The sequence below is a fragment of the Geodermatophilus sp. CPCC 205506 genome, assembly GCF_051383635.1.
In the GTDB taxonomy this organism is placed as follows: Bacteria; Actinomycetota; Actinomycetes; order Mycobacteriales; family Geodermatophilaceae; genus Geodermatophilus.
Genome location: NZ_JALPKP010000008.1, coordinates 25,401 through 49,136, shown reverse-complemented (window position 1 = coordinate 49,136; position 23,736 = coordinate 25,401). Strand labels below are relative to the sequence as shown.

The following is a 23,736-nucleotide window of genomic DNA, read 5'->3' as shown; positions in this document are numbered from 1 at the left end:
CCGGACCGGCCCCGCGGCCGGTACCGGTCAGGCAACCGGCGCGCTGAACTGCTCCAACGCCGCGGCGAGCCCGCCGTCGACACGCGCCGTGAGCCGCGTCCCTTCGGCCTCGTGGGCCTCGTTCAGCACCTCGCCGTCGCGGTGCACCCGGGCGACCAGGTCGCCCCGGTCGTAGGGGACGAGGACGTCGACGTCCACGTCCGGGTGCGGCAGCCGTCCGGCGACGATCTCCTGCAGCCGCTCGATCCCCTCACCGGTGCGGGCCGACACCCACACCGCGCCGGGCAGCGCCCGCCGCAGCGTGAGGACGTCGTCCTCGGTCATGGCGTCGACCTTGTTGACGACGATGAGCTCGGGCACCGCGGCCGCGTCGATCTCCCGGAGGACGATGCGGACGGCGTCGATCTGACCCAGCGGGTCGGGGTCGGAGCCGTCGACCACGTGCAGCAGCAGGTCGGCGGCGGCCACCTCCTCCAGCGTCGACCGGAAGGCGTCGACCAGCTGGTGCGGCAGGTGGCGGACGAAGCCGACGGTGTCGGTGAGCGTGTACTCGCGACCGTCCGGGGACTGCGCGCGGCGCACCGTCGGGTCGAGGGTGGCGAACAGGGCGTTCTCCACCAGCACGCCCGCGCCGGTCAGCCGGTTGAGCAGGCTGGACTTGCCCGCGTTGGTGTACCCGGCGATGGCCACGCTCGGGACGGCATTGCGCCCGCGACTGGCCCGCTGGGTGGCGCGCGCGGTGGCCATGCCGGCGATCTCCCGGCGCAGCTTGCTGACCCGCGCGCGGATCCGCCGCCGGTCGGTCTCGATCTTGGTCTCACCGGGACCGCGGGTACCGATGCCGCCACCGCCGGCGACGCGGCCACCGGCCTGACGGGACAGCGACTCACCCCAGCCGCGCAGCCGCGGCAGCATGTACTGCATCTGGGCGAGCTCGACCTGCGCCTTGCCCTCCCGGCTGCTCGCGTGCTGGGCGAAGATGTCCAGGATCAGCGCGGTCCGGTCGACCACCTTGACCTTGAGGATCTTCTCCAGCTGGTTGAGCTGGCCCGGCGTGAGCTCGCCGTCGCAGATCACCGTGTCGGCGCCGGTGGCCGCGACGATGTCGCGGATCTCGGCCGCCTTGCCCGATCCCACGTACGTGCCGGCGTCCGGCTTGTCGCGCCGCTGGCTGACCGCCTCGAGCACCTCCGAGCCGGCGGTCTCGGCCAGCGCGGCGAGCTCGGCGAGGGACCGGTCGGCGTCGGCCTGCGTCCCCTCGGTCCACACCCCGACCAGCACCACGCGCTCCAGGCGCAGCTGGCGGTACTCGACCTCGGTGACGTCGGCGAGCTCGGTGGACAGGCCGGCCACGCGACGGAGTGCGCCGCGCGCCTCGAGCTCGTAGGAGCCCGTGGTGTCGTCGGCCTCGTCCCACTGGCCGGCCGGCGCGGGGCGGGTCTCGTCGGGGGCCCGGTCCGCCGCCTCGTCGAACGCGGCGTCGTTCTGTGCTGTCGTCATCGTCTCCAGCGTTGCACGCCCCGCGAGAGGGGGCATCTGAGTTGTCATCGCCCGGTACAACACCGTGGTCCCCCGGGTCCATCCCGGTCAGGCGTGCCCGTGCGACAGCCGGGTAGGGGCGGACGACGACCGATCGCGAGGAGGCCACAGATGAGCGAGTCCGGCAGCAGCAGCCTGGGCGCGAACGAGGAGATCGACGACCCGGGCCGCGACCCGAAGGGGCTCAACCCGCCGCGCAACCCGCTGTCCGGCGGCCTGGGCAGCACGACCGGCGGGCCGGACCAGGACAGCGGCCGCGGCGAGCCCGAGGGCAGCCCGGGGACCGTCGGCGAGTCGATGGTGCCGGAGTCGCCGGAGGAGTCGGCGAACACCACGAACGGCGGCGCGCGGGACTGACCCTCGCCCCCGGGTCAGCTGCCGAGCCACTCCGGGGTGAGCTCGCCGGCGGCCACGACGACCGCCGGACCGGTGAGGACCGTCGTCCGCTCGTCCACGCGCACGGTGAGCCGGCCACCCGGGACGTCGACGACCACCGTCCCGCTGGCCGCGCCGGCGTCCTCGAGGGCGGCCCAGGCGGCGGCGCAGGCGCCGGTGCCGCAGGACCGCGTCTCCCCCACGCCGCGCTCGGACACCCGCAGCCGGATGTGCGCACCCGGGTCGAGCACGTTCACGAACTCGACGTTCACGCCGTCGGGGAACAGCTCCGCGTCCACCGACGGCGCCGTGGCGAGGTCGAGGCCGGCGACGTCGACGCCGGTCAGGCAGGCCAGGTGCGGGTTGCCCATGGAGACCGCGCGACCGGGGAACGCCGTCCCGCCCAGAGTGGCCTCACCGGTGCCGAAGGGCCGGGCCGGACCCATGTCGACCCAGTAGCCGCCGTCCGGCGCGGCGCCGACCCGGCGCGGCCCCCCGCGGGTGCCGATCCAGACGCCGTCGGCACAGGCGGCCCGGTCGAGCAGCCCCTCGGTGACGAGCACGTGCAGGAACAGCCGGATGCCGTTGCCGCACATCTCGGCGTGCGAGCCGTCGGCGTTGCGGTGGTCCATGAACCACTCGCAGTGGGCGAGCCCCTCCCCCAGGACGGCGGCGGCGTCGGGCACGTGCCTGCTGCGGACGACGCGGAGCACCCCGTCGCCGCCCAGCCCGGCACGCCGCTCGCACAGCCGTCGCACCATCGCCGCGTCCAGCCGGTCCTCGGGCCAGGACCGGCCGTCGGCGTCGGGCAGGACGACGAAGTCGTTCTCCGTGCCGTGGCCGACGAGGACCCGATCCGCGCTCACCGGACGATCGTAGGCGCGGGAATCAGCCCGGCCGCCGCGTCCACCAGGTCCGGCCGGGCGGCGTCGAGCCACGTCGTGGCGGCGTCGCGGCGGAACCAGGAGCGCTGCCGGCGGACGAACCGCCGGGTGGCCGTCACCGTGCGCTCCCGCGCCTCGTCCGCGGTCAGGTCGCCGTCCAGCTGGGCGAGCACCTGCGCGTAGCCGAGCGCCCGGGACGCGGTGGGGCCCTCCCGCAGCCCGTCGGCGGCCAGGGCGGCCACCTCCGCGACGAAGCCGGCCGCCCACATGCGCTGGACCCGCACCGCGACCCGCTCGTCGAGCTCGGCCGGGTCGCGGTCCAGCCCCACCACTACCGCGGGGTAGTGCGGGCGCGGCTCGGGCAGCGTCGCGCGGAACGGGCCGCCGGTGACCTCCACGACCTCGAGGGCCCGCACGATCCGCCGTCCGTTGCTGGGCAGCACCGCCGCGGCCGCGACCGGGTCGACGGCGGCCAGCCGGGCGTGCAGCTCGCCCGGCCCGACCTCGGCGAGCTCCGCCTCCAGCCGGGCCCGGACCGCGGGGTCGGTGCCGGGGAAGTCCAGCTCGTCGAGGACGGCGCGCACGTACAGCCCCGAGCCGCCGACGAGCAGCGGGACGAGGCCGGCCGCCCGCAGCCGGTCGATCTCGGTGCGCGCGAGCCGCCGGTACTCGGCCACCGACGCCGCCTCGCGCACGTGCCAGAGGTCGAGCAGGTGGTGCGGCACGCCGCCCCGCTCCTCGGGCGACGGCTTGGCGGTGCCGATGTCCATGCCGCGGTAGAGCTGCATCGAGTCAGCGTTGACCACCTCGCCGCCCAGCCGCTGCGCCAGGGCGACGCCCAGCGCGGTCTTGCCGGTGGCGGTTGGACCGACCAGGGCGACCACCGGAGGCGACGACCTCACGGGGCCAGCCAGTCGGCCACGAGGTAGCCGACACCGAAGGGCGCCTCGTCGGCGTGCAGCCGGGCGACGACCCGCCGGCCGCACAGCGCCGCCCCGACCGCCCGCCAGGTCGGCACGCCCGCGGCCAGGAGCCGCTCACCCTCCGCGGCGTCGAGCCCGGCCAGGGCTGCTGCATCCCCCGCCGCCAGCGCCGCGGCGACCGCGGCGTCGAACGGCGCCGCGGCCTCGTCCAGGTAGCCGGGGGCCTTGAGGGTGCGCCGCGCCGAGCCGTCACCGACGGCCAGCACCCCGACCGGTCCCGGGAGGGCGGTCAGCGCGCCGGCCAGGTCGCCGGGGACGACGCCGAGCCGGGCGCCGGTGTGCCCCGCCCGGTCCAGCAGCCAGGCCCCGACGGTGAGCGCGAGCGGGGTGCGCCGCCCGCCGGGCCGGACGGGGCCGCAGAACGGGACGTCGAGGTCGACCCCGAAGCCGCGCAGGTCGCCGCCGTCGCCGTCGCCGTACCACCCGGAGCCGCCCTCGCCCACGACGACGACCACGTCCGGGCCGACGCCGAGCATCGCGCCGACCGCCTCGGCGCAGGCGGCCCGAAGCGCCGCGGTGTCGGCCGCAGCCCGCCCCGCCACCTCGGGCAGCAGGAGCGGCGGGCCGGGACAGAAGGCGACCGACACCGGACGACCCGCGTCGGGGGCGGGGCGACTGGCGTGCGGGACGCGGTGGACGGGCGGAACTGGACTCACCGGAGCAGTGTCCCGGATGCGGCGTGGGACACTCCGGGACGTGTCGAGCACGGAGAACGCCGGAACCCCCTGGCAGCAGCAGCCCTCGTCGGAGACGGCAGGGTCCGAGGCGGTCACCCCCGAGGCCGGGACGGCCGCGGCGCCCACCCCCGGCGACGCCGCCCTCGCCGACCCGACGGTCGAGCCGTCGGCCGACCCGGCTCCGCCCGTTCCCGCGCCGGACGCCGCACCGCAGGACCCCACGGACACGGTGCGGCCGGAGGCCACCGCCCCCGAGGTCGTCGCCCCGGCAGGACCGACCACCCCGGCAGAGCCCACTGCCCCGGCAGAGCCCACCGCGCCGGCAGAGCTCACCGCGCCGGCCGAGGCCACCGACAGGACCGAGCCCGCCGCCCCGGCAGAGCCCACCGACAGGACCGAGCCCGCCGCCCCGGCAGAGCCCACCGACAGGACCGAGCCCGCCGCCCCGGCAGAGCCCACCGACAGGACCGAGCCCGCCGCCCCGGCAGAGCCCACCGACAGGACCGAGCCCGCCGCCCCGGCAGAGCCCACCGACAGGACCGAGCCCGCCGCCCCGGTCGAGCACAACGTGCCCGCACCGCCCCCGGGCGAGCACGCCGTCCCCACGCCCGCCGAGCCGTCGGTGCCGGCGTCCGACCCGGCCGAGTGGGGCCGGGTCGACGAGGAGGGCACCGTCTACGTCCGCACCGCCGAGGGGGAGCGGGTCGTGGGGTCCTGGCAGGCCGGTGACCCCGCCGCCGGGCTGGCCCACTACGCCCGCCGCTACGACGACCTCGCCACCGAGGTGTCGCTGCTGGAGGCGCGGCTGAAGGCGCACACCGGCAACCCGAGCGAGATCAAGGCCAAGGCGCAGGCCCTCGCCGACTCCATCCCGACCGCCACCGCGGTCGGCGACCTCGACGGCCTGGCCGCCCGTGCGCTGGCGATGGTCGACACCGCCGAATCGGCGGCCGCCGAGTCGCGGGCCGAGAAGGCCGCGGCGCGCGCCGCGCAGGTCGCCCGCAAGGAAGCGCTCGCCGCGGAGGCCGAGCAGATCGCCGCCGAGTCCACCTCCTGGAAGGCCGCCGGTGACCGGCTGAAGGCCATCGTCGAGGAGTGGAAGACCATCCGCGGCATCGACCGCAAGACCGACGAGGCGCTGTGGAGCCGGTTCGCCGCCGCCCGCGACGCCTTCGGCCGCCGCCGCGGCGCCCACTTCGCCGCGCTCGACCAGCAGCGCGGCGAGGCCCGGGCGGCCAAGCAGGAGCTCATCAAGGAGGCGGAGCGGCTGTCGAGCTCCACCGACTGGGGCGCCACCAGCGCGGCGATGCGGTCGTTGATGGACCGCTGGAAGGCCGTCCCCCGCACCGGCCGCGACGGTGACGACGACCTGTGGAAGCAGTTCCGCGCCGCCCAGGACGTCTTCTTCACCGCACGCTCGGAGTCGGACAAGCAGCGCACCAGCGAGCAGGTGGCCAACCAGCAGGCCAAGGAGGAGATCCTCGCCGAGGCCGAGAAGCTGGACGCCACGTCCGACCTGCGCGGGGCGCAGAACTCGCTGCGCAAACTGCAGGAGCGCTACGACGCGATCGGCCACGTGCCGCGCGGGGTCATGCGCCAGCTCGAGGACCGCATGCAAGCCGTGGAGCAGCGCATCCGCGGCGCCGTCGACTCCACGCGGGCCCGGGTGGCGCCGGAGAACCCGATGGTCACCTCGATGCGGCAGGCGGTCGCCAAGGCCGAGGAGCAGCTGGCCAAGGCCGAGGCGGCCGGCGACGCCCGGCGGATCGCCGACGCGCAGGCCAACCTCGCCACCCGCCGGGAGTGGCTGGCCGAGGCGGAGAAGGCCGCGTCCCGCCGCTGACCGGCCGACCGTGACGACCTACGTCCTCGTCCACGGCGCCTGGGGCGGGGCCCACGGGTTCCGCCACGTGCGCCGGCTGCTGTCCGCGGCGGGGCACGAGGTCTTCACCCCCGGCCTGACCGGGATCGGTGAGCGCTCGCACCTGGCCAGCCCGCAGGTGGACCTCACCACCCACGTCACCGACGTCGTGCACCAGTTCCTCTACGAGGACCTCGACGAGGTCGTCCTGCTCGGGTTCTCCTACGGCGGCATGGTGGTCACCGGCGCGCTCGACGCCGTCGGCGACCGGGTGCGGTCGCTGGTCTACCTCGACGCGTTCGTGCCGGGGGACGGCGACTCGCTGTACGGGCTGCTCGGTGTGCGCCCGGCCCCGGTCGGCCTGGCGACGGTCTGGCTGGTCGAGGGCCCCGAGCGCACCTACGAGGACCCCGCCGAGGCGGCGTTCTCCCGGCCCCGCCGCACGCTCCACCCGGTGGGCTGCTTCACCGAGCCGGTGCGGCTGTCCCGCCCGCTGCAGGAGTGGCCGTTCTCGCGCACCTACGTGCGGGCCACCGCCGACGAGCCAGGCGTGCCGCCGAACCCGGCGTTCGAGGCCGCCGCCGCCCGGGCGCGGGCGTCGGACGCCTGGGCCTACCGCGAGATCGCGACCACCCACCTGGTGCCGCAGAACCGGCCCCGGGAGCTCGCCGAGCTGCTGCTCGAGCTGGCGTAGCGCGGAGCCGGTCCCTCAGGCGGGGGCACCGATCCGGGGCATGCCCAGCAGGACGCCGGGGGTGGTCGGGCGGGTACCGGCCTCGGCGGCGTCCCCGGCCCGGGTGCGGCGGTGCGAGACCAGCGGGCCGTCGGCGACCAGATGGTGCGGCGCCGCGTGGGTGACCACCGTCTCGACCACGTCGCCGGACCGGACGCCGTCGGCCGCCGTGAAGTGCACCAGCCGCCCGTCGCGGGCCCGGCCGGACAGCCGGCCCGTGCGGGCGTCCTTGCTGCCCTCCCCCGCCGCGACCAGCAGCTCGACGGTCCGGCCGACCTGCGCCCGGTTCTCCGCCCAGCTGATCTCGTCCTGCAGCGCGGTCAGCCGCAGGTACCGCTCCTGGACGACGTCCTTCGGGACCTGCCCGTCCATGTCGGCGGCCGGTGTCCCGGGGCGCTTGGAGTACTGGAAGGTGAAGGCGCTGGCGAACCGGGCGGCGCGGACCACGTCGAGGGTCTGCGCGAAGTCGGCCTCGGTCTCGCCGGGGAAGCCCACGATGACGTCGGTGGTGATCGCGGCGTCGGGCATGGCGGCGCGGACCCGGTCGATGATCCCGAGGTAGCGCTCCTGCCGGTAGCCGCGGCGCATCCGGCGCAGGACCTCGTCCGACCCCGACTGCAGCGGCATGTGCAGCTGGTGGCAGACCGCCGGGGTCTCGGCCATGGCGGCGATGACGTCGTCGGTGAACTCGCGCGGGTGCGGGCTGGTGAACCGCACCCGCTCCAGGCCCTCGATCCGGCCGGTCGCACGCAGCAGGTCGGCGAAGGCCCCCCGGTCGCGGAACTCGACGCCGTAGGCGTTCACGTTCTGGCCGAGCAGCGTCACCTCGAGCACGCCCTGGTCCACCAGCGCCTGCACCTCGGCCAGGATCTCTCCCGGTCGGCGGTCCTTCTCCGTGCCCCGCAGCGCCGGGACGATGCAGAACGTGCAGGTGTTGTTGCACCCGACGCTGATCGAGACCCAGCCGGAGTAGGCGGAGTCCCGCTTGGCCGGCAGCGTGGAGGGGAAGACCTCGAGGGCCTCGGCGATCTCCACCTGGGCCTCGGCGTTGTGCCGGGCCCGCTCCAGCAGAGCCGGCAGCGAGCCGACGTTGTGCGTGCCGAAGACGACGTCCACCCACGGCGCGCGGCGGACGATCTCGCCGCGGTCCTTCTGTGCCAGGCACCCGCCCACGGCGATCTGCATGCCGGGGTGGGCGTCCTTCACCGGGCGCAGGTGCCCGAGGTTGCCGTAGAGCCGGTTGTCGGCGTTCTCCCGCACGGCGCAGGTGTTGAGGACGACGACGTCGGCGTCCACCCCCTCGGCGGCGGGGGCGTAGCCGGCGGCCTCCAGCAGCCCAGACAGGCGCTCGGAGTCGTGCACGTTCATCTGGCAGCCGTAGGTGCGGACCCGGTAGGTCCGCGCGGCAGCCTGCAGATCGGTTCCCATGACGACTGCGAGGGTACGGCCGCTCCACCGGGTGTTCCGCCGCTCACACCACCTGCGGCTTCGTTACGCCTTCGTGATCGCTCGGTTCGGCCGCCGTCGTCTCCCGGCCCTAGGGTCCCCTGCGTGACCAGCCTCGAGAAGGGCGACGCCCACACCACGGGAGGACCTCTCGTCCGCCTCTCCGGCGTCAACAAGTGGTTCGGCGAACTCCACGTGCTGCAGGACATCGACCTGTCCGTCGACCGCGGCGAGGTCGTCGTCGTGATCGGCCCGTCGGGCTCGGGGAAGTCGACGCTGTGCCGGACGATCAACCGCCTCGAGAAGATCGAGCAGGGCGAGATCAGCATCGACGGCGAGCGGCTGCCCGAGGAGGGCAAGCAGCTCGCGCGCCTGCGGAGCGACGTGGGCATGGTCTTCCAGAGCTTCAACCTGTTCGCCCACAAGACGATCCTGCAGAACGTCACGCTGGGCCCGACCAAGGTGCGCGGGAAGTCGAAGGCCGCGGCTGATGCGCGGGCGCGGGAGCTGCTCGAGCGGGTGGGCGTCAGCGCTCAGGCCGACAAGTACCCCGCTCAGCTCTCCGGCGGCCAGCAGCAGCGCGTGGCGATCGCGCGGGCGCTGGCGATGGACCCCAAGGTCATGCTCTTCGACGAGCCGACGTCCGCCCTGGACCCCGAGATGATCAACGAGGTCCTCGACGTCATGATCTCGCTCGCCCGCGACGGCATGACCATGGTCGTCGTCACCCACGAGATGGGCTTCGCCCGCCGCGCGGCCAACCGGGTCGTGTTCATGGACGGCGGCCGCATCGTCGAGTCCGCCGACCCCGAGACCTTCTTCACCAACCCCCAGTCGGACCGGGCCAGGGACTTCCTCTCGAAGATCCTCGAACACTGAGCCCGGCGGAAAGGAACACACATGCGCATCACCCGCTACGCCGCCGCCGTCGGGGCCCTCGGCCTCGTCCTCGCGGGCTGCTCCAGCGAGGCCGGACAGCAGGCCGAGGACGCCGCCGAGAACACCGCCGAGGTCGCCGAGGACGTCGACTTCGAGCCCGGCACCACGATGGCCGAGCTCAGCGAGGCCGGGGCGATCACCGTCGGCACGAAGTACGACCAGCCCGGCTTCGGCCTGCTCAACCCGCAGACCCAGGACCCGGAGGGCTTCGACGTCGAGATCGCCAAGATCGTCGCCGGCGAGCTGGGCATCGAGGCTGACGCCATCGAGTGGACCGAGACGGTCTCGGCCAACCGCGAGCCGTTCATCCAGAACGGTCAGGTCGACATCGTCGTGGCGACCTACACCATCAACGACACCCGCAAGCAGGTCGTCGACTTCGCCGGGCCCTACTACGTGGCCGGCCAGGACATCATGGTCGCCGCGGGCAACCCCGAGGGCATCCAGGGCCCCGAGGACCTCGTGGGCAAGACGGTCTGCTCGGTCGAGGGCTCGACCCCCGCGCAGAACATCCGCGACAACTACGCCGGGGCCAACCTGGTCACCTACGACGTCTACTCCAAGTGCGCCGACGACCTGGCCAACGGCAACGTGCAGGCGGTGACGACGGACAACGTCATCCTCACCGGACTGGTGGCCGGCAACCCCGAGGGCTTCGAGCTGGTCGGGAACCCGTTCACCGAGGAGCCGTACGGCATCGGGCTGGCGCTCGGTGACACCGAGTTCCGCGACTTCATCAACGACGTCCTCGAGGATGCCTACGAGGACGGCCGGTGGGCCGAGGCCTGGGACCGCACCGCTGGCGCCATCACCGGCGAGGAGGCCCCCGAGCCGCCGGCGGTCGACCGCTACTGAGTCCCCGCGGCGCCGCCGGGCGGATCCCGCCCGGCGGCGCCGCCTCGTCCCCGACGTGGAGAGGCCGCGGTGCAGTTCCTCAGCGACAACTTCGACCTGCTGTGGCGGGCGTTCCTGACGACGCTCTCCCTCTCGGTCGTCAGCGGCGTGTGCGCCCTCGTGCTCGGCACGGTGCTCGTCGGCATGCGGGTGAGCCCCGTGCCGCCGCTGCGCGGGCTGGCCACCTTCTACGTCGAGGTCTTCCGCAACACCCCGCTCACGGTGGTGTTCTTCTTCCTCTTCTTCGGCCTGGTCTACGTCGACCTGCAGTTCCCCACCCGCTTCATCACGGCGGTGGCCGCGTTGTCGCTGTACACCGCCGCGTTCGTGTGCGAGGCGCTGCGCTCCGGCATCAACTCCGTCCCCCCGGGACAGGCCGAGGCCGCCCGCGCTCTCGGCCTGGACTTCGGGCAGACCCTGCGGACCATCGTGCTGCCGCAGGCCTTCCGCACCGTCGTCCCGCCGCTGGGCAACGTGTGGATCGCCCTGGCCAAGAACACCTCGATCGCCGCCGGCTTCGCCGTCACCGAGCTCACCGCGGCGCTGCAGCGACTGGCCAACCTCAACGCCGACCAGCTGCTCGCCGTCTTCGCCGCGGTGGTGCTCGGCTACCTGGTCATCACGCTGCCCTCGGCCTGGGTGATCCGGACCATCGAGAAGCGGGTGGCGATCGTCCGATGAGCAGCACGAGCGTCCTGTTCGACCTGCCCGGCCCCAAGGCCCGGCGCCGGCAGCGCGTCGGCACCGTCATCGGGGCCTTGGTGGTCCTGGGCCTCATCGGCGTGGCCCTGTGGCGGCTGGGCACCAACGGCCAGCTGGACCCCGCTCGATGGGCGATCCTGTTCGACCCGGCGTCCGGTGTGCCGCAGGCGCTGTGGAACGGACTGGTCAACACCCTCGCGGTCGCCGCCGTGGGCATGGTGCTGGCCACCGTCCTCGGTGCGCTGCTCGCGGTCGGCCGGCTGTCCGACCACGCCTGGGTCCGGGCCCCCGTGGGCGTGGTGATCGAGTTCTTCCGCGCCGTTCCCCTGCTGATCCTGATCCTGTTCTGCCTGCTGTTCCTCCCCACCATCGGCGTCCCCATGACCGCGTTCCGCGCGCTGGTCCTCGGCCTGACGCTCTACAACATGGCGGTCCTGGCGGAGATCTTCCGGGCCGGGATCCTGTCGGTGGACCGCGGGCAGCAGGAGGCAGCCTTCGCCCTCGGCATGCGCAAGACGCAGGTGATGACGCTCGTGCTGCTGCCGCAGGCGGTGCGCCGGATGCTGCCGGTCCTGGTCGCGCAGCTGGTGGTGCTGCTCAAGGACTCGTCCCTGGGCTTCATCGTCGGTTACGTGGAGCTGCTGCGGACCGCGCGCAGCCTCGTGGAGTTCTTCAACTTCCAGTTCGGCAGCATGTACACCTTCCAGCTCTACGTGGCGGCCGGGGTGATCTACATCGTGGTCAACGTGCTGCTCTCCGCCCTGGCGCGGTACGTCGAGAGCCGGACGCGGCGCAGTGCCAAGGCGGCCGCCGTGGCCGAGCCGGAGCTGCCGGCCGACGTCCAGATGGGCGGGGGTGGCGGCGCCGTCCCGGTGTGACGTGACGCAGGTGGGACTCCTGTGCACCGGGCGGTCACGTCCGTCGCCCGGACTGCCGAGATCTACGACGTGGACACCGCTCTCCGACCCGCCGTGCCGCCGCTGCCCGCCGTGGTGCGCCTGACCGACGGTCGCACGGACGCCGCCCAGGAGTTCGTGGCCCGGATGCGCGCCGCCGCTCCCGACTTCGCCGCCGCCGCGGGCGCCGCCACCGCTGTGGTCCGCGAGGTCGTGCCGCCGGCCCGGCACCGCCGATCCCGGTGCCGCGTGGTGCTGCGCTTCGCCGGCGGGAACGAGTCGGACCTGACCTTCCTCGGCCCGGTCAGCCGCTCGGCGGCCTCCTCCGAGCGCGCCTTCGACCTGCAGATCCAGACGTGGCTCGCGCACGGACGTGGCACGGAGGGCAGCTGGCTGGTGCCCGACGACGAGGCGCCGGACGGCGTGGCCGTCGACGTGTCCGCCTGGTCGGCGGTCGCCCGCACCGCGGGCTGACCTGCGCACGGGCGGATCGGCTCAGCCGTTCCGTCCCGGCCCTCGATGGGCCACCATGGACGGTGCAGCGCCACCACCGGCGGAGCTCGTCAGCGTCCCGGGAGTCGGCATGACCGCACTCGCACCGCAGCCGATCGTCAGCCGCCCGAGTGACCTGCCCCCACCCAAGCGCGGATCCCGCCTGACCGCTCTGCTGCGGACGACTGACCACAAGGTCATCGGCCTGATGTACCTGGCGGCCTCGTTCGTGTTCTTCATCCTCGGCGGCCTGATGGCCATGCTGATGCGCGGGGAGCTGGCCCGGCCCGGACTGCAGTTCCTCTCCCCCGAGCAGTACAACCAGCTGTTCACCATGCACGGCACGGTGATGCTGCTGATGTTCGCGACGCCGCTGTTCTTCGCCTTCGGCAACCTGGTCATGCCGCTGCAGATCGGCGCTCCCGACGTCGCCTTCCCGCGGCTGAACGCGTTCTCCTTCTGGCTGTTCCTGTTCGGCAGCACGATCGTCGTCTCGGGCTTCCTCACCCCCGGCGGACCACCTGACTTCGGCTGGACCGCCTATGCCCCGTTGTCGACCGTCGAGCACTCGCCGGGCGTCGGCGGCAACCTCTGGATGGCCGGGCTGGCCGTGAGCGGCCTCGGCACGATCCTCGGGGGCGTCAACTTCATGGCGACGATCGTCTGCCTCCGGGCCCCCGGGATGACGATGTTCCGGCTGCCGATCTTCACCTGGAACGCGCTGGTCACCAGCATGCTCGTGCTGCTGGTCTTCCCGATCCTCACCGCCGCGCTGTTCGCGCTGCTGGCCGAGCGGAACCTCGGCGCGCTCGTCTACTCCGACGAGATGGCCGGGCCGATGCTGTGGCAGCACCTGTTCTGGTACTTCGGCCACCCCGAGGTCTACATCATCGCGCTGCCGTTCTTCGGCATCATCACCGAGGTCGTCCCGGTGTTCAGCCGCAAGCCGCTGTTCGGCTACAAGGGCATGGTCGGCGCGACCCTCGCCATCGGGTTCCTCTCCCTGGTGGTCTGGGCGCACCACATGTACGCCACCGGCGCGGTGCTGCTGCCCTTCTTCGCCTTCCTGACCTACCTGATCGCCGTGCCGACCGGGCTGAAGTTCTTCAACTGGATCGGCACGATGTGGCGGGGCCAGCTGACCTTCGAGACGCCGATGCTGTGGTCCATCGGCTTCATGGTGACCTTCCTGCTGGGCGGCCTGACCGGCGTGCTGCTGGCCAGTCCGCCGCTGGACTGGCACATGCACGACTCGTACTTCGTCGTCGCGCACTTCCACTACGTCGTCTTCGGCACCGTCGTCTTCGCCGCCAACGCCGGGATCGCCTTCTGGTTCCCCAAGATGTGCGGCCGGATGATGGACGAGCGGCTGGGCAAGCTGCAGTTCTGGATGACGTTCATCGGCTTCCACGGCACGTTCCTGATCCAGCACTGGCTGGGCAACGAGGGCATGCCGCGCCGGTACGTCAACTACCTGCCCAGTGACGGGTTCACCACGCTGAACACCGTCTCGACCATCTTCTCGTTCGTGCTCGGCGCCTCGATCATCCCGTTCCTCTACAACGTGGTGAGGTCCTGGCGGCACGGTGCGCTGGCGCTACGCGACGACCCGTGGGGCCACGGGAACTCGCTGGAGTGGGCGACCTCGTCACCGCCGCCGCGGCACAACTTTGTGGAGATCCCGAAGATCCGCTCCGAGCGGCCGGCGTTCGAGGCGCACTACCCGCAGCTGGTCGAGCGCCTGCAGATGGAGGCGCACGCCGGCAAGCGGCACGAGCCGTACGTCAGCGAGGTCGGCCTCACCGAGGGGCACCGCCAGGGCCCGAACGACCCCGATCCCACCTGACCTGCGCGGCGACGACGCAGGAGGCGCTCACGGAAGCCAGGCGTCGAGGCCGAGGTCGCTGTGCTGCGCCGGGGCGTCGTCGTCCTCCTCGGCCCCGTCCTGGTCGAGCGCCTCCCGCACCACCCAGGCGGCCAGCCCGGAGCCGTAGCCCTTGCGGGCCAGCATGCCGATCAACCGCCGCTCGGCGGTGGCGCGGTCGACCCGGCGGACACTGCCCAGGCGGCGCTCGACCAGCCGCCGCGCCGCCGCCCACTCGTCCTCGTCGTCCACCAGGGCGACCGCCTGCTCGGCGACCTCCCCGTCGACGCCCTTGGCCCGCAGTTCGGCCTTGAGCGCTCGCCGGGCCAGGCCGCGACCCGACTGCCGCGACGTCACCCAGGCGCGGGCGAACGCGGCGTCGTCGATGAGTCCGACCTCGCCGAAGCGGTCGAGGACCCGCTCGGCGGCGTCGTCGGGAACTCCCCGCTTGGCCAGGAGATCGGCCAGCTGCTGACGGGTCTTCGGCGCACCGGTGAGCGCCCGCAGGCAGATCGACCGAGCGACCTGCTCGGGATCGCCCGCCTCGTCCTCGTTCTCTGCACCGCCGTCCGGCGGGGCGACGTCCGGACCGTCCGGGTCAGGGGACGTTCCGGAGCGCCGCCCGCGTCGGCTGCCGGGAGCCTGACGCCGGCGCGCCTCGGGCCAACCGCTCACCGGCTCAGAAGTCGACGGGGTCGGTGGGGTCGGCGGCGGGCGCGTCGAGCTGCGCACCGATACCCAGCTTCTCCTTGACCTTCTTCTCGATCTCGTCGGCGAGGTCGGGGTTGTCCCGCAGGAAGGTGCGGACGTTCTCCTTGCCCTGGCCGAGCTGGTCGCCCTCGTACGTGTACCAGGCACCGGACTTGCGGATGAAGCCCTGCTCGACGCCGGCGTCGATCAGGCCACCCTCCCGGCTGAAGCCGAGGCCCCAGATGAGGTCGAGCTCGGCCTGCTTGAACGGCGCGGCCACCTTGTTCTTCACGACCTTGACCCGGACCCGGCTGCCGACGGCGTCGGTGCCCTGCTTGAGGGTCTCGATCCGCCGGACGTCGAGCCGGACCGACGAGTAGAACTTCAGGGCGCGGCCACCGGTGGTGACCTCCGGTGAGCCGTAGACCACGCCGACCTTCTCACGCAGCTGGTTGATGAAGATCGCCGTGGTGCCGGAGTTGTTCAGCGCGCCGGTGATCTTGCGCAGCGCCTGGCTCATCAGCCGGGCCTGCAGACCGACGTGGCTGTCGCCCATCTCGCCCTCGATCTCCGCCCGCGGCACGAGCGCGGCGACGGAGTCGATGACGATGACGTCGAGCGCGCCGGAGCGGATCAGCATGTCGGCGATCTCGAGCGCCTGCTCGCCGGTGTCGGGCTGGCTGACCAGCAGGGCGTCGGTGTCGACGCCGATGGCCCGGGCGTAGTCCGGGTCGAGCGCGTGCTCGGCGTCGATGAACGCCGCGATGCCGCCGGCCGCCTGGGCGTTGGCCACCGCGTGCAGGGCGACCGTCGTCTTGCCGGAGGCCTCGGGGCCGTACACCTCGATGACGCGGCCCCGGGGGAGGCCGCCGATGCCGAGGGCGATGTCGAGGGCGATCGAACCGGTCGGGATGACCTTGATCGCCTGCGCGGGGTTGTCGCCCAGCCGCATGACCGAGCCCTTGCCGAACTGCTTGTCGATCTGGGCGAGGGCCATGTCGAGGGCCTTGTCGCGGTCGAGCGTTGCCATGGTGTTCACCTTCGGATCACGGGGAAGCGGGTCGGTGTCGACGCTAGGGCGGAGGTCCGACACTTCCGGGGGAAGCGGTGGACCTGTGGAGGAACGCCCGGCCTGTGGACTGCGCCGTCCAATCTAGCCCGAACGTGTGTTCGACTGCCAGCGTGACACGCCCCGGTCTGCCGACTCACCGCTCCTTGCGTGGCACCTCGTACTCCTCGCAGATCGCCAGCCACACGCGTCGCACCGACAGGCCCGCCTCGATGGCCTCCACCGCGGTCCGGCCGCCCAGGGAGGCGAAGACGTGGTCCCGGGCGACGCTCTCGGCACGCATGGAGCCGAAGTGGTCGGCCAGTCGGGACCAGAACTCCTGCAGGCGCACGCCGTCGACGTTAACGCGCCCGCAGGGGACGCCGTCCGCTCCTACGCTGGCGGCGTGTTTCCCAGCACAGGGTCGTCGACGTGGGACCTCGTCCTCGAGATCGGCATCGTGCTGTGCCTGCTGGTCTCCCTCGTGCTCCTGTACCGCAACTACCGGGGTCGCTGAGCCGCCGCTGCGGTACCCGGCCGGGCCCACACCGCGACCAGCGGGGCGACCAGGGCGGCGGAGACGGCCGCGACCAGGCCGTAGCCCCCGAGCGCGAGCAGCGGTCCGCCGGCCACTCCGGCCAGCGCCGCGCCCAGTCCCATGAGCAGGTCGGTCGCTCCCTGCGCGGTGGGCCGCTGGTCCTCCGGCACCGCCTCGGTGACGAGCGTCGAGCCGGCGATAAGCCCACACGACCAGCCGAGGCCGAGCAGCAGCAGCCCCACCCCGAGCTGGACGGCGGCCCCCGGCGGGGCCGTTCCGGCGAGCGCGGCCGCGGCGAGCAGCAGGGCGGCGGCCACCGCGACCGTCGCCCGGCGCCCGGCGCGGTCGGCGAGCAGGCCCACCAGCGGCGAGAACAGGTACATCCCGGCGACGTGCACGCTGATGACCAGCCCGATGACGCGCAGCGTGGCGCCCTCCGTCCCGCCGCCGTGTCCCATGTGCACCGGTGTCATGACCATGACCCCGACCATCACGGAGTGGGCCACCACCACCGCGGTGAGGCCGAGTCGACCCCCGGGGTCGGCCCACACCGCCCGGACCGCCGCCGACGTGGCGCGCCGGGCCCGGACGCCCGACCCCGCACCCGCACCGCGCAACCGCCGGGCCAGCAGCAGCGGATCGGGGCGCAGCAGAACGAGGAAGCCGAGCGCCACGAGGGAGAAGACGGCGACCGAGATGGCGAACGCCCCGCCGAGTGGCGGCAGCCCCAGCGCCTCGCCGAGCACCTCCCCCGGGCCGGCGAGGTTGGGTCCCAGCACCGAGCCGACCGTGGTCGCCCACACCACGAGGGACAGCGCCCGTCCGCGGTGCTCCGGTTCGGCGAGGTCGGCGGCGGCGTACCGCGCCTGCAGCCCGCAGGCGGTGGATGCCCCGAAGGCGAACAGCCCGACCAGCAGCAGGGCCAGCGACGAGAGGACGGCGGCCACGACGGTGAGCACGGAGCCGAGGACGGCGACGGCGTACCCGGCGGCCAGCCCGGTGCGACGGCCGGCACGGTCGCTGATCCGGGCGAGCGGGACGGCGATGACGGCGGCACCCAGCACGCCCGCGGTCTGCCCGAGCCCGGCCGCGGTGTCGGTGCCGGCGACGTCCCGCGCGAGGAGACCGCCCACGGTGATGCCGACGGTCACGCCGAGGCCTCCGAGCGCCACTCCGCCGCCCAGCACGCCGAGGGTCCGGCGCTGGACCCGCACCGGGTCGAGGACGGTCGCCGCCCCGGTCCTCACCGCGGGACCCCGCCTACAGGCCCATGGAGCGGCCGATGATCTCCCGCATGATCTCGTTCGTCCCGCCGTAGATCGGCTGGATGCGGGCGTCGCGCCAGGCCTTGGAGACGAAGTACTCGTCCATGTAGCCGTACCCGCCGTGCAGCTGCAGGCAGCGGTCGGCGACCTTGTTCTGCAGGTCGGTGGTCCAGTACTTCGCCATCGCGGCGTCGACCGGTGTGAGCTCGCCGGCGTTGAGCAGGCGCAGGCACTCGTCGACGAACGTCCTCGCGATCGTGACCTCGGTCTGCAGCTCGGCCAGCACGAACCGGGTGTTCTGGAAGCTGCTCACCGGCTTGCCGAACGCCGTCCGGCTGGTGACGTAGTCGACGGTGTGCGTGAGCACCGCCTCGGCCGAGGCCACCGCGCCGACGGCGATGGACAGCCGCTCCTGCGGCAGGTTCTCCATCAGGTGGTAGAAGCCGCGGTTCTCCGTGCCGAGCAGGTTCTCCGCCGGCACCCGCACGCCGTCGAAGAACAGCTCGGCGGTGTCCTGGGCCTTGAGCCCCACCTTCTCCAGGTTGCGACCGCGGGTGAAGCCGGGCATGTCCCGCTCCACGACCAGCAGGCTGATCCCCTTGGAGCCGGGCGCATCGGGGTCCGTGCGGGCCACCACGATGACCAGGTCGGCGTTGATGCCGTTGGTGATGAACGTCTTCGAGCCGTTGAGCACCCACGCGTCGCCGTCCCGGCGGGCCGTCGTCCGGATGCCCTGCAGGTCGCTGCCGGCCGCCGGCTCGGTCATGGCGATCGCGGTGATCAGCTCGCCGCTGCAGAAGCCGGGCAGCCAGCGCCGCCGCTGCTCCTCGGTGCCGAGGTCCCGCAGGTACGGCCCGGCGACGTCGTTGTGCAGCGCGAACCCGACGCCGGTCGCGCCGATGCGCATCAGCTCCTCGTCGATGACCGCCTGGTAGCGGAAGTCCCGGACCCCGCCGCCGCCGTACTCCTCGTCCATGTCGATGCCGAGCAGGCCCTGTGCACCCGCGGAGGTCCACACCACCCGGGGCACGATGCCGTCCTTCTCCCACTGGGCGTGGAACGGGACGATCGTCTTCTCGGCCCAGGCCCGGACCATCTCCCGGAAGTCCTGGTGCTCGGCCTCGTACAGCGAACGGCGCATGGTCGTCAGTGTGCCCGACGCGACCGTCCTCACCCGAGCGCCCGGTCCTCGCACCCGCCGGGGTGCGGTCCCCGGCGGAAGCCGGGCGGCGGGGAACTGCCGGGCCTCGTGGTCCTCGCACGCCAGCGGACTGTCGTACCCCTGTGGAGACTGGGTCCGTGACCGCACTCGACCGGTTCTCGGAGCCCACCCGGGCGTGGTTCACCGGCGCCTTCGCCGAGCCCACTGCCGCGCAGGAGGGTGCGTGGGAGGCGATCAGCAGTGGCGGGCACGCGCTGGTGGTGGCGCCGACGGGGTCCGGCAAGACCCTGGCCGCGTTCCTCTGGTCCCTCGACCGGCTGGCCCGCACGCCGGTCCCGGCCGACGAACGGGCCCGCTGCCGCGTGCTCTACGTCTCCCCGCTCAAGGCCCTGGCGGTGGACGTCGAACGCAACCTGCGGGCGCCGCTGGCCGGCATCGGTCAAGCCGCCGCGCGGCTGGGCCTGCCCCGCCCCGAGATCCAGGTCGCCATCCGCTCCGGTGACACCCCCGCCGACGAGCGACGTGCGTTCGCCCGCCGCCCCACCGACATCCTCATCACCACTCCCGAGTCGCTCTTCCTGCTGCTCACCAGCGCGGCCCGGGAGGCGTTGCGCGGTGTCGACACGGTGATCGTCGACGAGGTGCACGCCGTCGCCGACACCAAGCGGGGCGCGCACATGGCGGTGACCCTCGACCGGCTGGACGAGCTGCTGGAGCGCCCCGCCCAGCGGATCGGGCTCTCGGCGACCGTTCGTCCCATCGAGGAGGTGGCCACCTTCCTGGCCGGCGGCCGTCCGGTGCAGGTGGTGGCACCGGGATCGGTCAAGCAGTGGGACCTGTCGGTCGTCGTCCCGGTCGAGGACATGAGCACGCTGGGCCAGCCGACCGGTGAGCTGGACGGCTCCGCGGCGGGCAACCAGCCCCGGACATCGATCTGGCCGGCGGTCGAGGAACGTGTGCTCGACCTCGTCCAGGCGCACCGCAGCACCATCGTCTTCGCCAACTCGCGGCGGCTGGCCGAACGGCTGACCAGCCGGCTCAACGAGCTGGCCTACGAGCGGGCGACCGGGGAGACGGTCCCACCGGGCACGAACGCCGCCGCCCTGATGGCACAGGCGGGCTCCGGGGGCGGCGTGCCCGAGGGCGTGCAGCCGGTGGCCGCGGCGCACCACGGGTCGGTGTCCCGGGAGCAGCGGGCCGTCGTCGAGGAGGCGCTGAAGTCGGGACGGCTGCCCGCGGTGGTCGCCACCTCCAGCCTCGAGCTGGGCATCGACATGGGCGCCGTCGACCTGGTCGTCCAGGTTGAGGCGCCGCCGACGGTGGCCTCGGGGCTGCAACGAGTCGGCCGGGCCGGCCACCAGGTGGGCGCGGTCAGCCGTGGCGTGCTGTTCCCCAAGTACCGGGGTGACCTGGTGCAGTGCGCGCTGGTCGCGGAACGGATGAAGGCCGGCGCGATCGAGTCGATCCGCTACCTGCGCAACCCGCTCGACGTGCTCGCCCAGCAGGTGGTCGCGATCGTCTCCGAACGGCCGCGCACGGTCGACGAGGTGGCCGACCTGGTGCGCCGGTCGGCAGCGTTCGCCTCCCTGCCGGACTCCGCGCTCCAGGCCGTCCTCGACATGCTGGCCGGCCGCTACCCCTCCGATGCCTTCGCCGAGCTGCGGCCGCGGTTGACGTGGGACCGCGTCACCGACACCCTCACCGCCCGCAGCGGCGCCCAACGGCTGGCGGTCACCAGTGGCGGCACCATCCCCGACCGCGGCCTGTTCGGCGTCTTCCTCGTCGGCGGCGAGGGCACCGGCGGGCGCCGGGTCGGAGAGCTGGACGAGGAGATGGTCTACGAGTCCCGGACCGGCGACGTCTTCCTGCTCGGCTCGTCCTCGTGGCGGATCGAGGAGATCACCCACGACCGCGTCCTGGTCAGCCCCGCCCCCGGGCAGCCGGGCAAGATGCCGTTCTGGCACGGCGATGCCCCCGGCCGCCCGCTGGAGCTGGGCCGGGCACTGGGCGCCTTCCTCCGCGAGGTCGGCGCGGCCGCACCGGAGGCCGGCCTCGACCGCGCACGGGCCGCCGGGCTCGACGAGTGGGGAGCGGCGAACCTGCTGGCCTACCTCGCCGAGCAGAAGCAGGCGACCGGCCACCTCCCCGACGACCGGACGCTCCTCGTGGAACGCTTCCGCGACGAGCTGGGGGACTGGCGTCTGGTCGTCCACTCCCCCTTCGGCGCCCAGGTCAACGCCCCCTGGGCGCTGGTGCTGGCCGCCCGGCTGCGGGAGCGCTACGGCGTGGACGTCGCGTCCATGCACTCCGACGACGGCATCGTGCTCCGCCTCCCCGACACGACCGGGGAGCCACCCGAGGCCGATCTGGCCGTCCTCGACCCGGACGACGTGGAGCGCGAGGTGACCGCCGAGGTCGGCAGCTCCGCCCTGTTCGCCAGCCGGTTCCGCGAGTGCGCCGCCCGCGCGCTCCTGCTCCCCCGCCGCGACCCGCGCCGCCGCACCCCGCTGTGGCAGCAACGGCAGCGGGCCGCCCAGCTGCTCTCGGTGGCGAGCGAGTTCTCCAGCTTCCCGATCACGCTGGAGGCAGCCCGCGAGGTGCTGCAGGACGTCTACGACGTGCCCGGGCTGGAGGAGCTCATGCGGGACGTCCGCTCCCGGCGGGTGCGGGTCGTGGACGTGCAGACGCAGTCGGCCTCCCCCTTCGCCCAGTCGCTGCTGTTCGGCTACGTCGGCCAGTTCCTCTACGAGGGCGACGCGCCGCTGGCCGAGCGCCGGGCCCAGGCGCTCGCGCTCGACACCGGGCTGCTCGCCGAGCTGCTCGGCCGGTCCGAGCTGCGGGAGCTGCTGGACGCCGAGGCGCTGGCCGAGGTCGAGGCCGAGCTGCAGCGGTTGCCGGCCGCGCGCCACCCCCGGGACCTCGACGGCGCGGGCGACCTGCTGCGCCTGGTCGGCGACCTCACCGCGGCCGAGGCCGCCGCCCGCGGCGTGTCCGGGGAGTGGCTGGCGGAGCTGGTCGCGGCCCGGCGCGCGCTGGTCGTGCGGATCGCGGGCGAGGAGCGCCACGTCGCCATCGAGGACGCCGGCCGGCTGCGCGACGCCCTGGGCACCGCGCTGCCGGTCGGTGTGCCCGAGGTCTTCACCGAGCCGGTGCCCGACCCGCTCGGCGACCTCGTCGGCCGCTACGCCCGCACCCACGGCCCGTTCCAGCCCGGCGAGGTGGCCCAGCGGCTCGGGCTGGGGGTCGCCGTCGTCACCGCGACCGTGCAGCGGCTGGTCGGCACCGGCCGGCTGGTCACGGGCGAGTTCCGCCCCGGCGGCACCGGCCAGGAGTGGTGCGACGCCGACGTGCTGCGGTCGATCCGCCGGCGCAGCCTGGCCCGGTTGCGCCAGGAGGTGGAGCCGGTGCCGATCGACACCCTCGCCCGGTTCACCCCGTCCTGGCAGTCGGTCGGCAGCCGGATGCGGGGCCCGGACGGCGTGCTGGCCGTGGTCGAGCAGCTGGCCGGGGCCCTGGTGCCCGCGAGCGCCCTGGAGTCGCTGGTGCTACCCGCGCGGGTCCGCGACTACTCCCCGGCGATGCTCGACGAGCTGACCAGCGCCGGGGAGGTGCTGTGGGCCGGGGCCGGGGGCCTGCCCGGCGGGGACGGGTGGATCACCCTGGTGCCGGCCGACGTGGCGCCGTTGCTGCTCCCCGACCCGCTGGAGCTGCCCGTGGAGGGCGGCGCCGGGGCCGCCGTGCTCGAGCGGCTGGCCGGCGGCCAGGCGGTGTTCTTCCGCGGGCTGTCCGACCTCGTGGGTGCCACCGACGACGCCGCGCTGGCCGACGTCGTGTGGGACCTCGTCTGGGCCGGCGTGCTCACCAACGACACCCTCGCCCCGCTCCGCACCCGGCTGACCGGCGGCGGCACCCACAAGCGGCAGCCGGCACCGCCGCGCGCCAGGATGGACCGCACGCGGTACGGGCGCACCCGGCTGGGCCGGCCGGCGATGCCGACCCGCACCGGTCCGCCGACGGTGGCCGGCCGCTGGTCACGGCTGCCCGATCGCGACGCCAACCCCACGAAGCGGACGACCGCCCGCGCCGAGGCCCTGCTGGAACGGCACGGGGTGCTCACCCGCGGCGCGGTGATGGCCGAGCAGGTCCCCGGTGGCTTCTCCGCCGTCTACCCGGTGCTGCGGGCGTTCGAGGAGAACGGCCGGGCCCGGCGCGGCTACTTCGTCGAGACCCTCGGCGCCGCGCAGTTCGGCACGCCGGGGTCGGTCGACCGGCTGCGCAGCTTCGCCACACCGGACCGGGTACCCGGCGGTGCGATCGTGCTGGCCGCGACGGATCCGGCCAACGTGTACGGGGCGGCCCTGCCGTGGCCCGAGCGCACGGCCGGGACGGAGGACGCCGTCGACGTCGGCGAGGGCAGCGGCGGCGGACGGCGAGCCGCGGGCCACCGCGCCGGGCGCAAGGCCGGGGCGCTGGTCGTGCTGGTCGACGGCGACCTGGTGCTCTACGTGGAGCGGGGCGGCAAGACGCTGCTCTCCTGGACCGAGGACGAGACGCTGCTCAAGGAGGCCGCGACGGCGCTCTCCGGTGCGGCCTCCGCGGGTGCGCTCGGCCGGATGGTCGTGCAGAAGGCCGACGGCGCGTCGGTGCACGAGACGACACCCCTGTCCTCGGCGCTCCAGGCCGCCGGCTTCGCGGCCACCCCCCGCGGGCTGCGCCTGCGCGCCTGATCCGAGGCCGGCAGATGCGGC

The 23,736-nt window shown here is 73.8% G+C and carries 21 protein-coding genes; 11 read left to right on the top strand and 10 right to left on the bottom strand.

The window, feature by feature from the left end; translation table 11 throughout:
* Positions 1 to 27: 27 nt before the first annotated feature.
* Positions 28 to 1,500: a GTPase HflX gene (gene hflX, locus MY520_RS06530; RefSeq protein ID WP_436691268.1), complete on the bottom strand. Its 1,473-nt coding sequence runs from the start codon at positions 1,498 to 1,500 to the stop codon at positions 28 to 30.
* A gap of 150 nt (positions 1,501 to 1,650) precedes the next feature.
* On the opposite strand from hflX, the gene MY520_RS06525 reads away from it, so the two are divergent.
* Positions 1,651 to 1,896 carry a hypothetical protein gene (locus MY520_RS06525; protein WP_436691267.1) on the top strand — a complete coding sequence of 82 codons (246 nt, stop codon included), beginning with the start codon at positions 1,651 to 1,653 and terminating at the stop codon, positions 1,894 to 1,896.
* 14 nt (positions 1,897 to 1,910) lie between these two features.
* Here the strand turns inward: MY520_RS06525 and dapF are convergent, their stop codons facing one another.
* From dapF to MY520_RS06510, 3 genes are read right to left on the bottom strand one after another with little or no spacing between them, the layout of a single operon-like run.
* Positions 1,911 to 2,780 carry a diaminopimelate epimerase gene (dapF, locus tag MY520_RS06520; RefSeq protein WP_436691266.1) on the bottom strand — a complete coding sequence of 290 codons (870 nt, stop codon included), beginning with the start codon at positions 2,778 to 2,780 and terminating at the stop codon, positions 1,911 to 1,913.
* Positions 2,777 to 3,700 (bottom strand): tRNA (adenosine(37)-N6)-dimethylallyltransferase MiaA, encoded by a 924-nt coding sequence (gene miaA / locus MY520_RS06515; protein ID WP_436691265.1) that lies wholly within the window; start codon positions 3,698 to 3,700, stop codon positions 2,777 to 2,779. Before miaA ends, dapF begins: the two co-directional genes overlap by 4 nt.
* On the bottom strand, positions 3,697 to 4,437 hold the full coding sequence (locus MY520_RS06510; protein ID WP_436691264.1) for a hypothetical protein: 741 nt from the start codon (positions 4,435 to 4,437) through the stop codon (positions 3,697 to 3,699). Before MY520_RS06510 ends, miaA begins: the two co-directional genes overlap by 4 nt.
* 40 nt (positions 4,438 to 4,477) lie before the next feature.
* Between MY520_RS06510 and MY520_RS06505 the strand changes: the two genes are divergently transcribed.
* Both MY520_RS06505 and MY520_RS06500 read left to right on the top strand, forming a co-directional pair.
* Positions 4,478 to 6,301 (top strand): DUF349 domain-containing protein, encoded by a 1,824-nt coding sequence (locus MY520_RS06505; RefSeq protein ID WP_436691263.1) that lies wholly within the window; start codon positions 4,478 to 4,480, stop codon positions 6,299 to 6,301.
* Positions 6,302 to 6,311: 10 nt separating this feature from the next.
* On the top strand, positions 6,312 to 7,013 hold the full coding sequence (locus tag MY520_RS06500) for an alpha/beta fold hydrolase (RefSeq protein WP_436691262.1): 702 nt from the start codon (positions 6,312 to 6,314) through the stop codon (positions 7,011 to 7,013).
* 15 nt (positions 7,014 to 7,028) lie between these two features.
* Here MY520_RS06500 and miaB read toward each other — a convergent pair whose 3' ends face one another.
* Positions 7,029 to 8,480 (bottom strand): tRNA (N6-isopentenyl adenosine(37)-C2)-methylthiotransferase MiaB, encoded by a 1,452-nt coding sequence (gene miaB, locus MY520_RS06495; protein WP_436691261.1) that lies wholly within the window; start codon positions 8,478 to 8,480, stop codon positions 7,029 to 7,031.
* Positions 8,481 to 8,603: 123 nt separating this feature from the next.
* Here miaB and MY520_RS06490 point away from each other — a divergent pair, with 123 nt between their 5' ends.
* From MY520_RS06490 to ctaD, 6 genes are all read left to right on the top strand, one after another.
* Positions 8,604 to 9,377: an amino acid ABC transporter ATP-binding protein gene (locus MY520_RS06490; protein WP_436691260.1), complete on the top strand. Its 774-nt coding sequence runs from the start codon at positions 8,604 to 8,606 to the stop codon at positions 9,375 to 9,377.
* A gap of 21 nt (positions 9,378 to 9,398) precedes the next feature.
* A complete protein-coding gene (locus tag MY520_RS06485; RefSeq protein ID WP_436691259.1) occupies positions 9,399 to 10,292 on the top strand; it encodes a glutamate ABC transporter substrate-binding protein in 894 nt (297 codons plus the stop codon).
* A 69-nt stretch (positions 10,293 to 10,361) separates the two neighbouring features.
* Positions 10,362 to 11,012: an amino acid ABC transporter permease gene (locus MY520_RS06480; protein WP_436691258.1), complete on the top strand. Its 651-nt coding sequence runs from the start codon at positions 10,362 to 10,364 to the stop codon at positions 11,010 to 11,012.
* Positions 11,009 to 11,911, top strand: a complete 903-nt coding sequence (locus MY520_RS06475; RefSeq protein WP_436691257.1) for an amino acid ABC transporter permease — start codon at positions 11,009 to 11,011, stop codon at positions 11,909 to 11,911. The genes MY520_RS06480 and MY520_RS06475 overlap by 4 nt, the downstream gene beginning before the upstream one ends.
* A 21-nt stretch (positions 11,912 to 11,932) precedes the next feature.
* The gene (locus MY520_RS06470; protein ID WP_436691256.1) at positions 11,933 to 12,403 is read left to right on the top strand and encodes a hypothetical protein; all 471 of its coding nucleotides are present in this window, start codon (positions 11,933 to 11,935) and stop codon (positions 12,401 to 12,403) included.
* A gap of 109 nt (positions 12,404 to 12,512) precedes the next feature.
* On the top strand, positions 12,513 to 14,267 hold the full coding sequence (gene ctaD, locus MY520_RS06465; protein WP_436691255.1) for an aa3-type cytochrome oxidase subunit I: 1,755 nt from the start codon (positions 12,513 to 12,515) through the stop codon (positions 14,265 to 14,267).
* Between the two features lie 27 nt (positions 14,268 to 14,294).
* On the opposite strand, the gene MY520_RS06460 is transcribed toward ctaD, so the two are convergent.
* The 3 genes from MY520_RS06460 to MY520_RS06450 form a co-directional block, all read right to left on the bottom strand.
* The gene (locus MY520_RS06460; protein ID WP_436691254.1) at positions 14,295 to 14,960 is read right to left on the bottom strand and encodes a regulatory protein RecX; all 666 of its coding nucleotides are present in this window, start codon (positions 14,958 to 14,960) and stop codon (positions 14,295 to 14,297) included.
* A gap of 4 nt (positions 14,961 to 14,964) precedes the next feature.
* The gene (gene recA, locus MY520_RS06455) at positions 14,965 to 16,005 is read right to left on the bottom strand and encodes a recombinase RecA (protein WP_436691253.1); all 1,041 of its coding nucleotides are present in this window, start codon (positions 16,003 to 16,005) and stop codon (positions 14,965 to 14,967) included.
* A gap of 175 nt (positions 16,006 to 16,180) precedes the next feature.
* The gene (locus MY520_RS06450) at positions 16,181 to 16,375 is read right to left on the bottom strand and encodes a DUF3046 domain-containing protein (RefSeq protein WP_436691252.1); all 195 of its coding nucleotides are present in this window, start codon (positions 16,373 to 16,375) and stop codon (positions 16,181 to 16,183) included.
* Positions 16,376 to 16,429: 54 nt separating this feature from the next.
* On the opposite strand from MY520_RS06450, the gene MY520_RS06445 reads away from it, so the two are divergent.
* A complete protein-coding gene (locus MY520_RS06445) occupies positions 16,430 to 16,540 on the top strand; it encodes an LPXTG cell wall anchor domain-containing protein (protein ID WP_436691251.1) in 111 nt (36 codons plus the stop codon).
* Here MY520_RS06445 and MY520_RS06440 read toward each other — a convergent pair.
* Complete coding sequence (locus MY520_RS06440) at positions 16,525 to 17,808, bottom strand: MFS transporter (protein WP_436691250.1); 1,284 nt, start codon at positions 17,806 to 17,808, stop codon at positions 16,525 to 16,527. The two genes, MY520_RS06445 and MY520_RS06440, sit on opposite strands and share 16 nt — an antisense overlap.
* A gap of 13 nt (positions 17,809 to 17,821) precedes the next feature.
* On the bottom strand, positions 17,822 to 18,967 hold the full coding sequence (locus MY520_RS06435; protein ID WP_436691249.1) for an acyl-CoA dehydrogenase family protein: 1,146 nt from the start codon (positions 18,965 to 18,967) through the stop codon (positions 17,822 to 17,824).
* Between the two features lie 158 nt (positions 18,968 to 19,125).
* Here MY520_RS06435 and MY520_RS06430 point away from each other — a divergent pair, with 158 nt between their 5' ends.
* Positions 19,126 to 23,715 carry an ATP-dependent helicase gene (locus MY520_RS06430; RefSeq protein ID WP_436691248.1) on the top strand — a complete coding sequence of 1,530 codons (4,590 nt, stop codon included), beginning with the start codon at positions 19,126 to 19,128 and terminating at the stop codon, positions 23,713 to 23,715.
* The last annotated feature ends 21 nt before the right edge of the window (positions 23,716 to 23,736 follow it).

Coding starts and splice junctions, on each gene's coding strand:
- hflX (WP_436691268.1), bottom strand. CDS start 1,500: ATGACGACAGCACAGAACGACGCCGCGTTCGACGAGGCGGCGGACCGG.
- miaB (WP_436691261.1), bottom strand. CDS start 8,480: ATGGGAACCGATCTGCAGGCTGCCGCGCGGACCTACCGGGTCCGCACC.
- ctaD (WP_436691255.1), top strand. CDS start 12,513: ATGACCGCACTCGCACCGCAGCCGATCGTCAGCCGCCCGAGTGACCTG.
- recA (WP_436691253.1), bottom strand. CDS start 16,005: ATGGCAACGCTCGACCGCGACAAGGCCCTCGACATGGCCCTCGCCCAG.
- MY520_RS06525 (WP_436691267.1), top strand. CDS start 1,651: ATGAGCGAGTCCGGCAGCAGCAGCCTGGGCGCGAACGAGGAGATCGAC.
- MY520_RS06475 (WP_436691257.1), top strand. CDS start 11,009: ATGAGCAGCACGAGCGTCCTGTTCGACCTGCCCGGCCCCAAGGCCCGG.
- MY520_RS06435 (WP_436691249.1), bottom strand. CDS start 18,967: ATGCGCCGTTCGCTGTACGAGGCCGAGCACCAGGACTTCCGGGAGATG.
- MY520_RS06485 (WP_436691259.1), top strand. CDS start 9,399: ATGCGCATCACCCGCTACGCCGCCGCCGTCGGGGCCCTCGGCCTCGTC.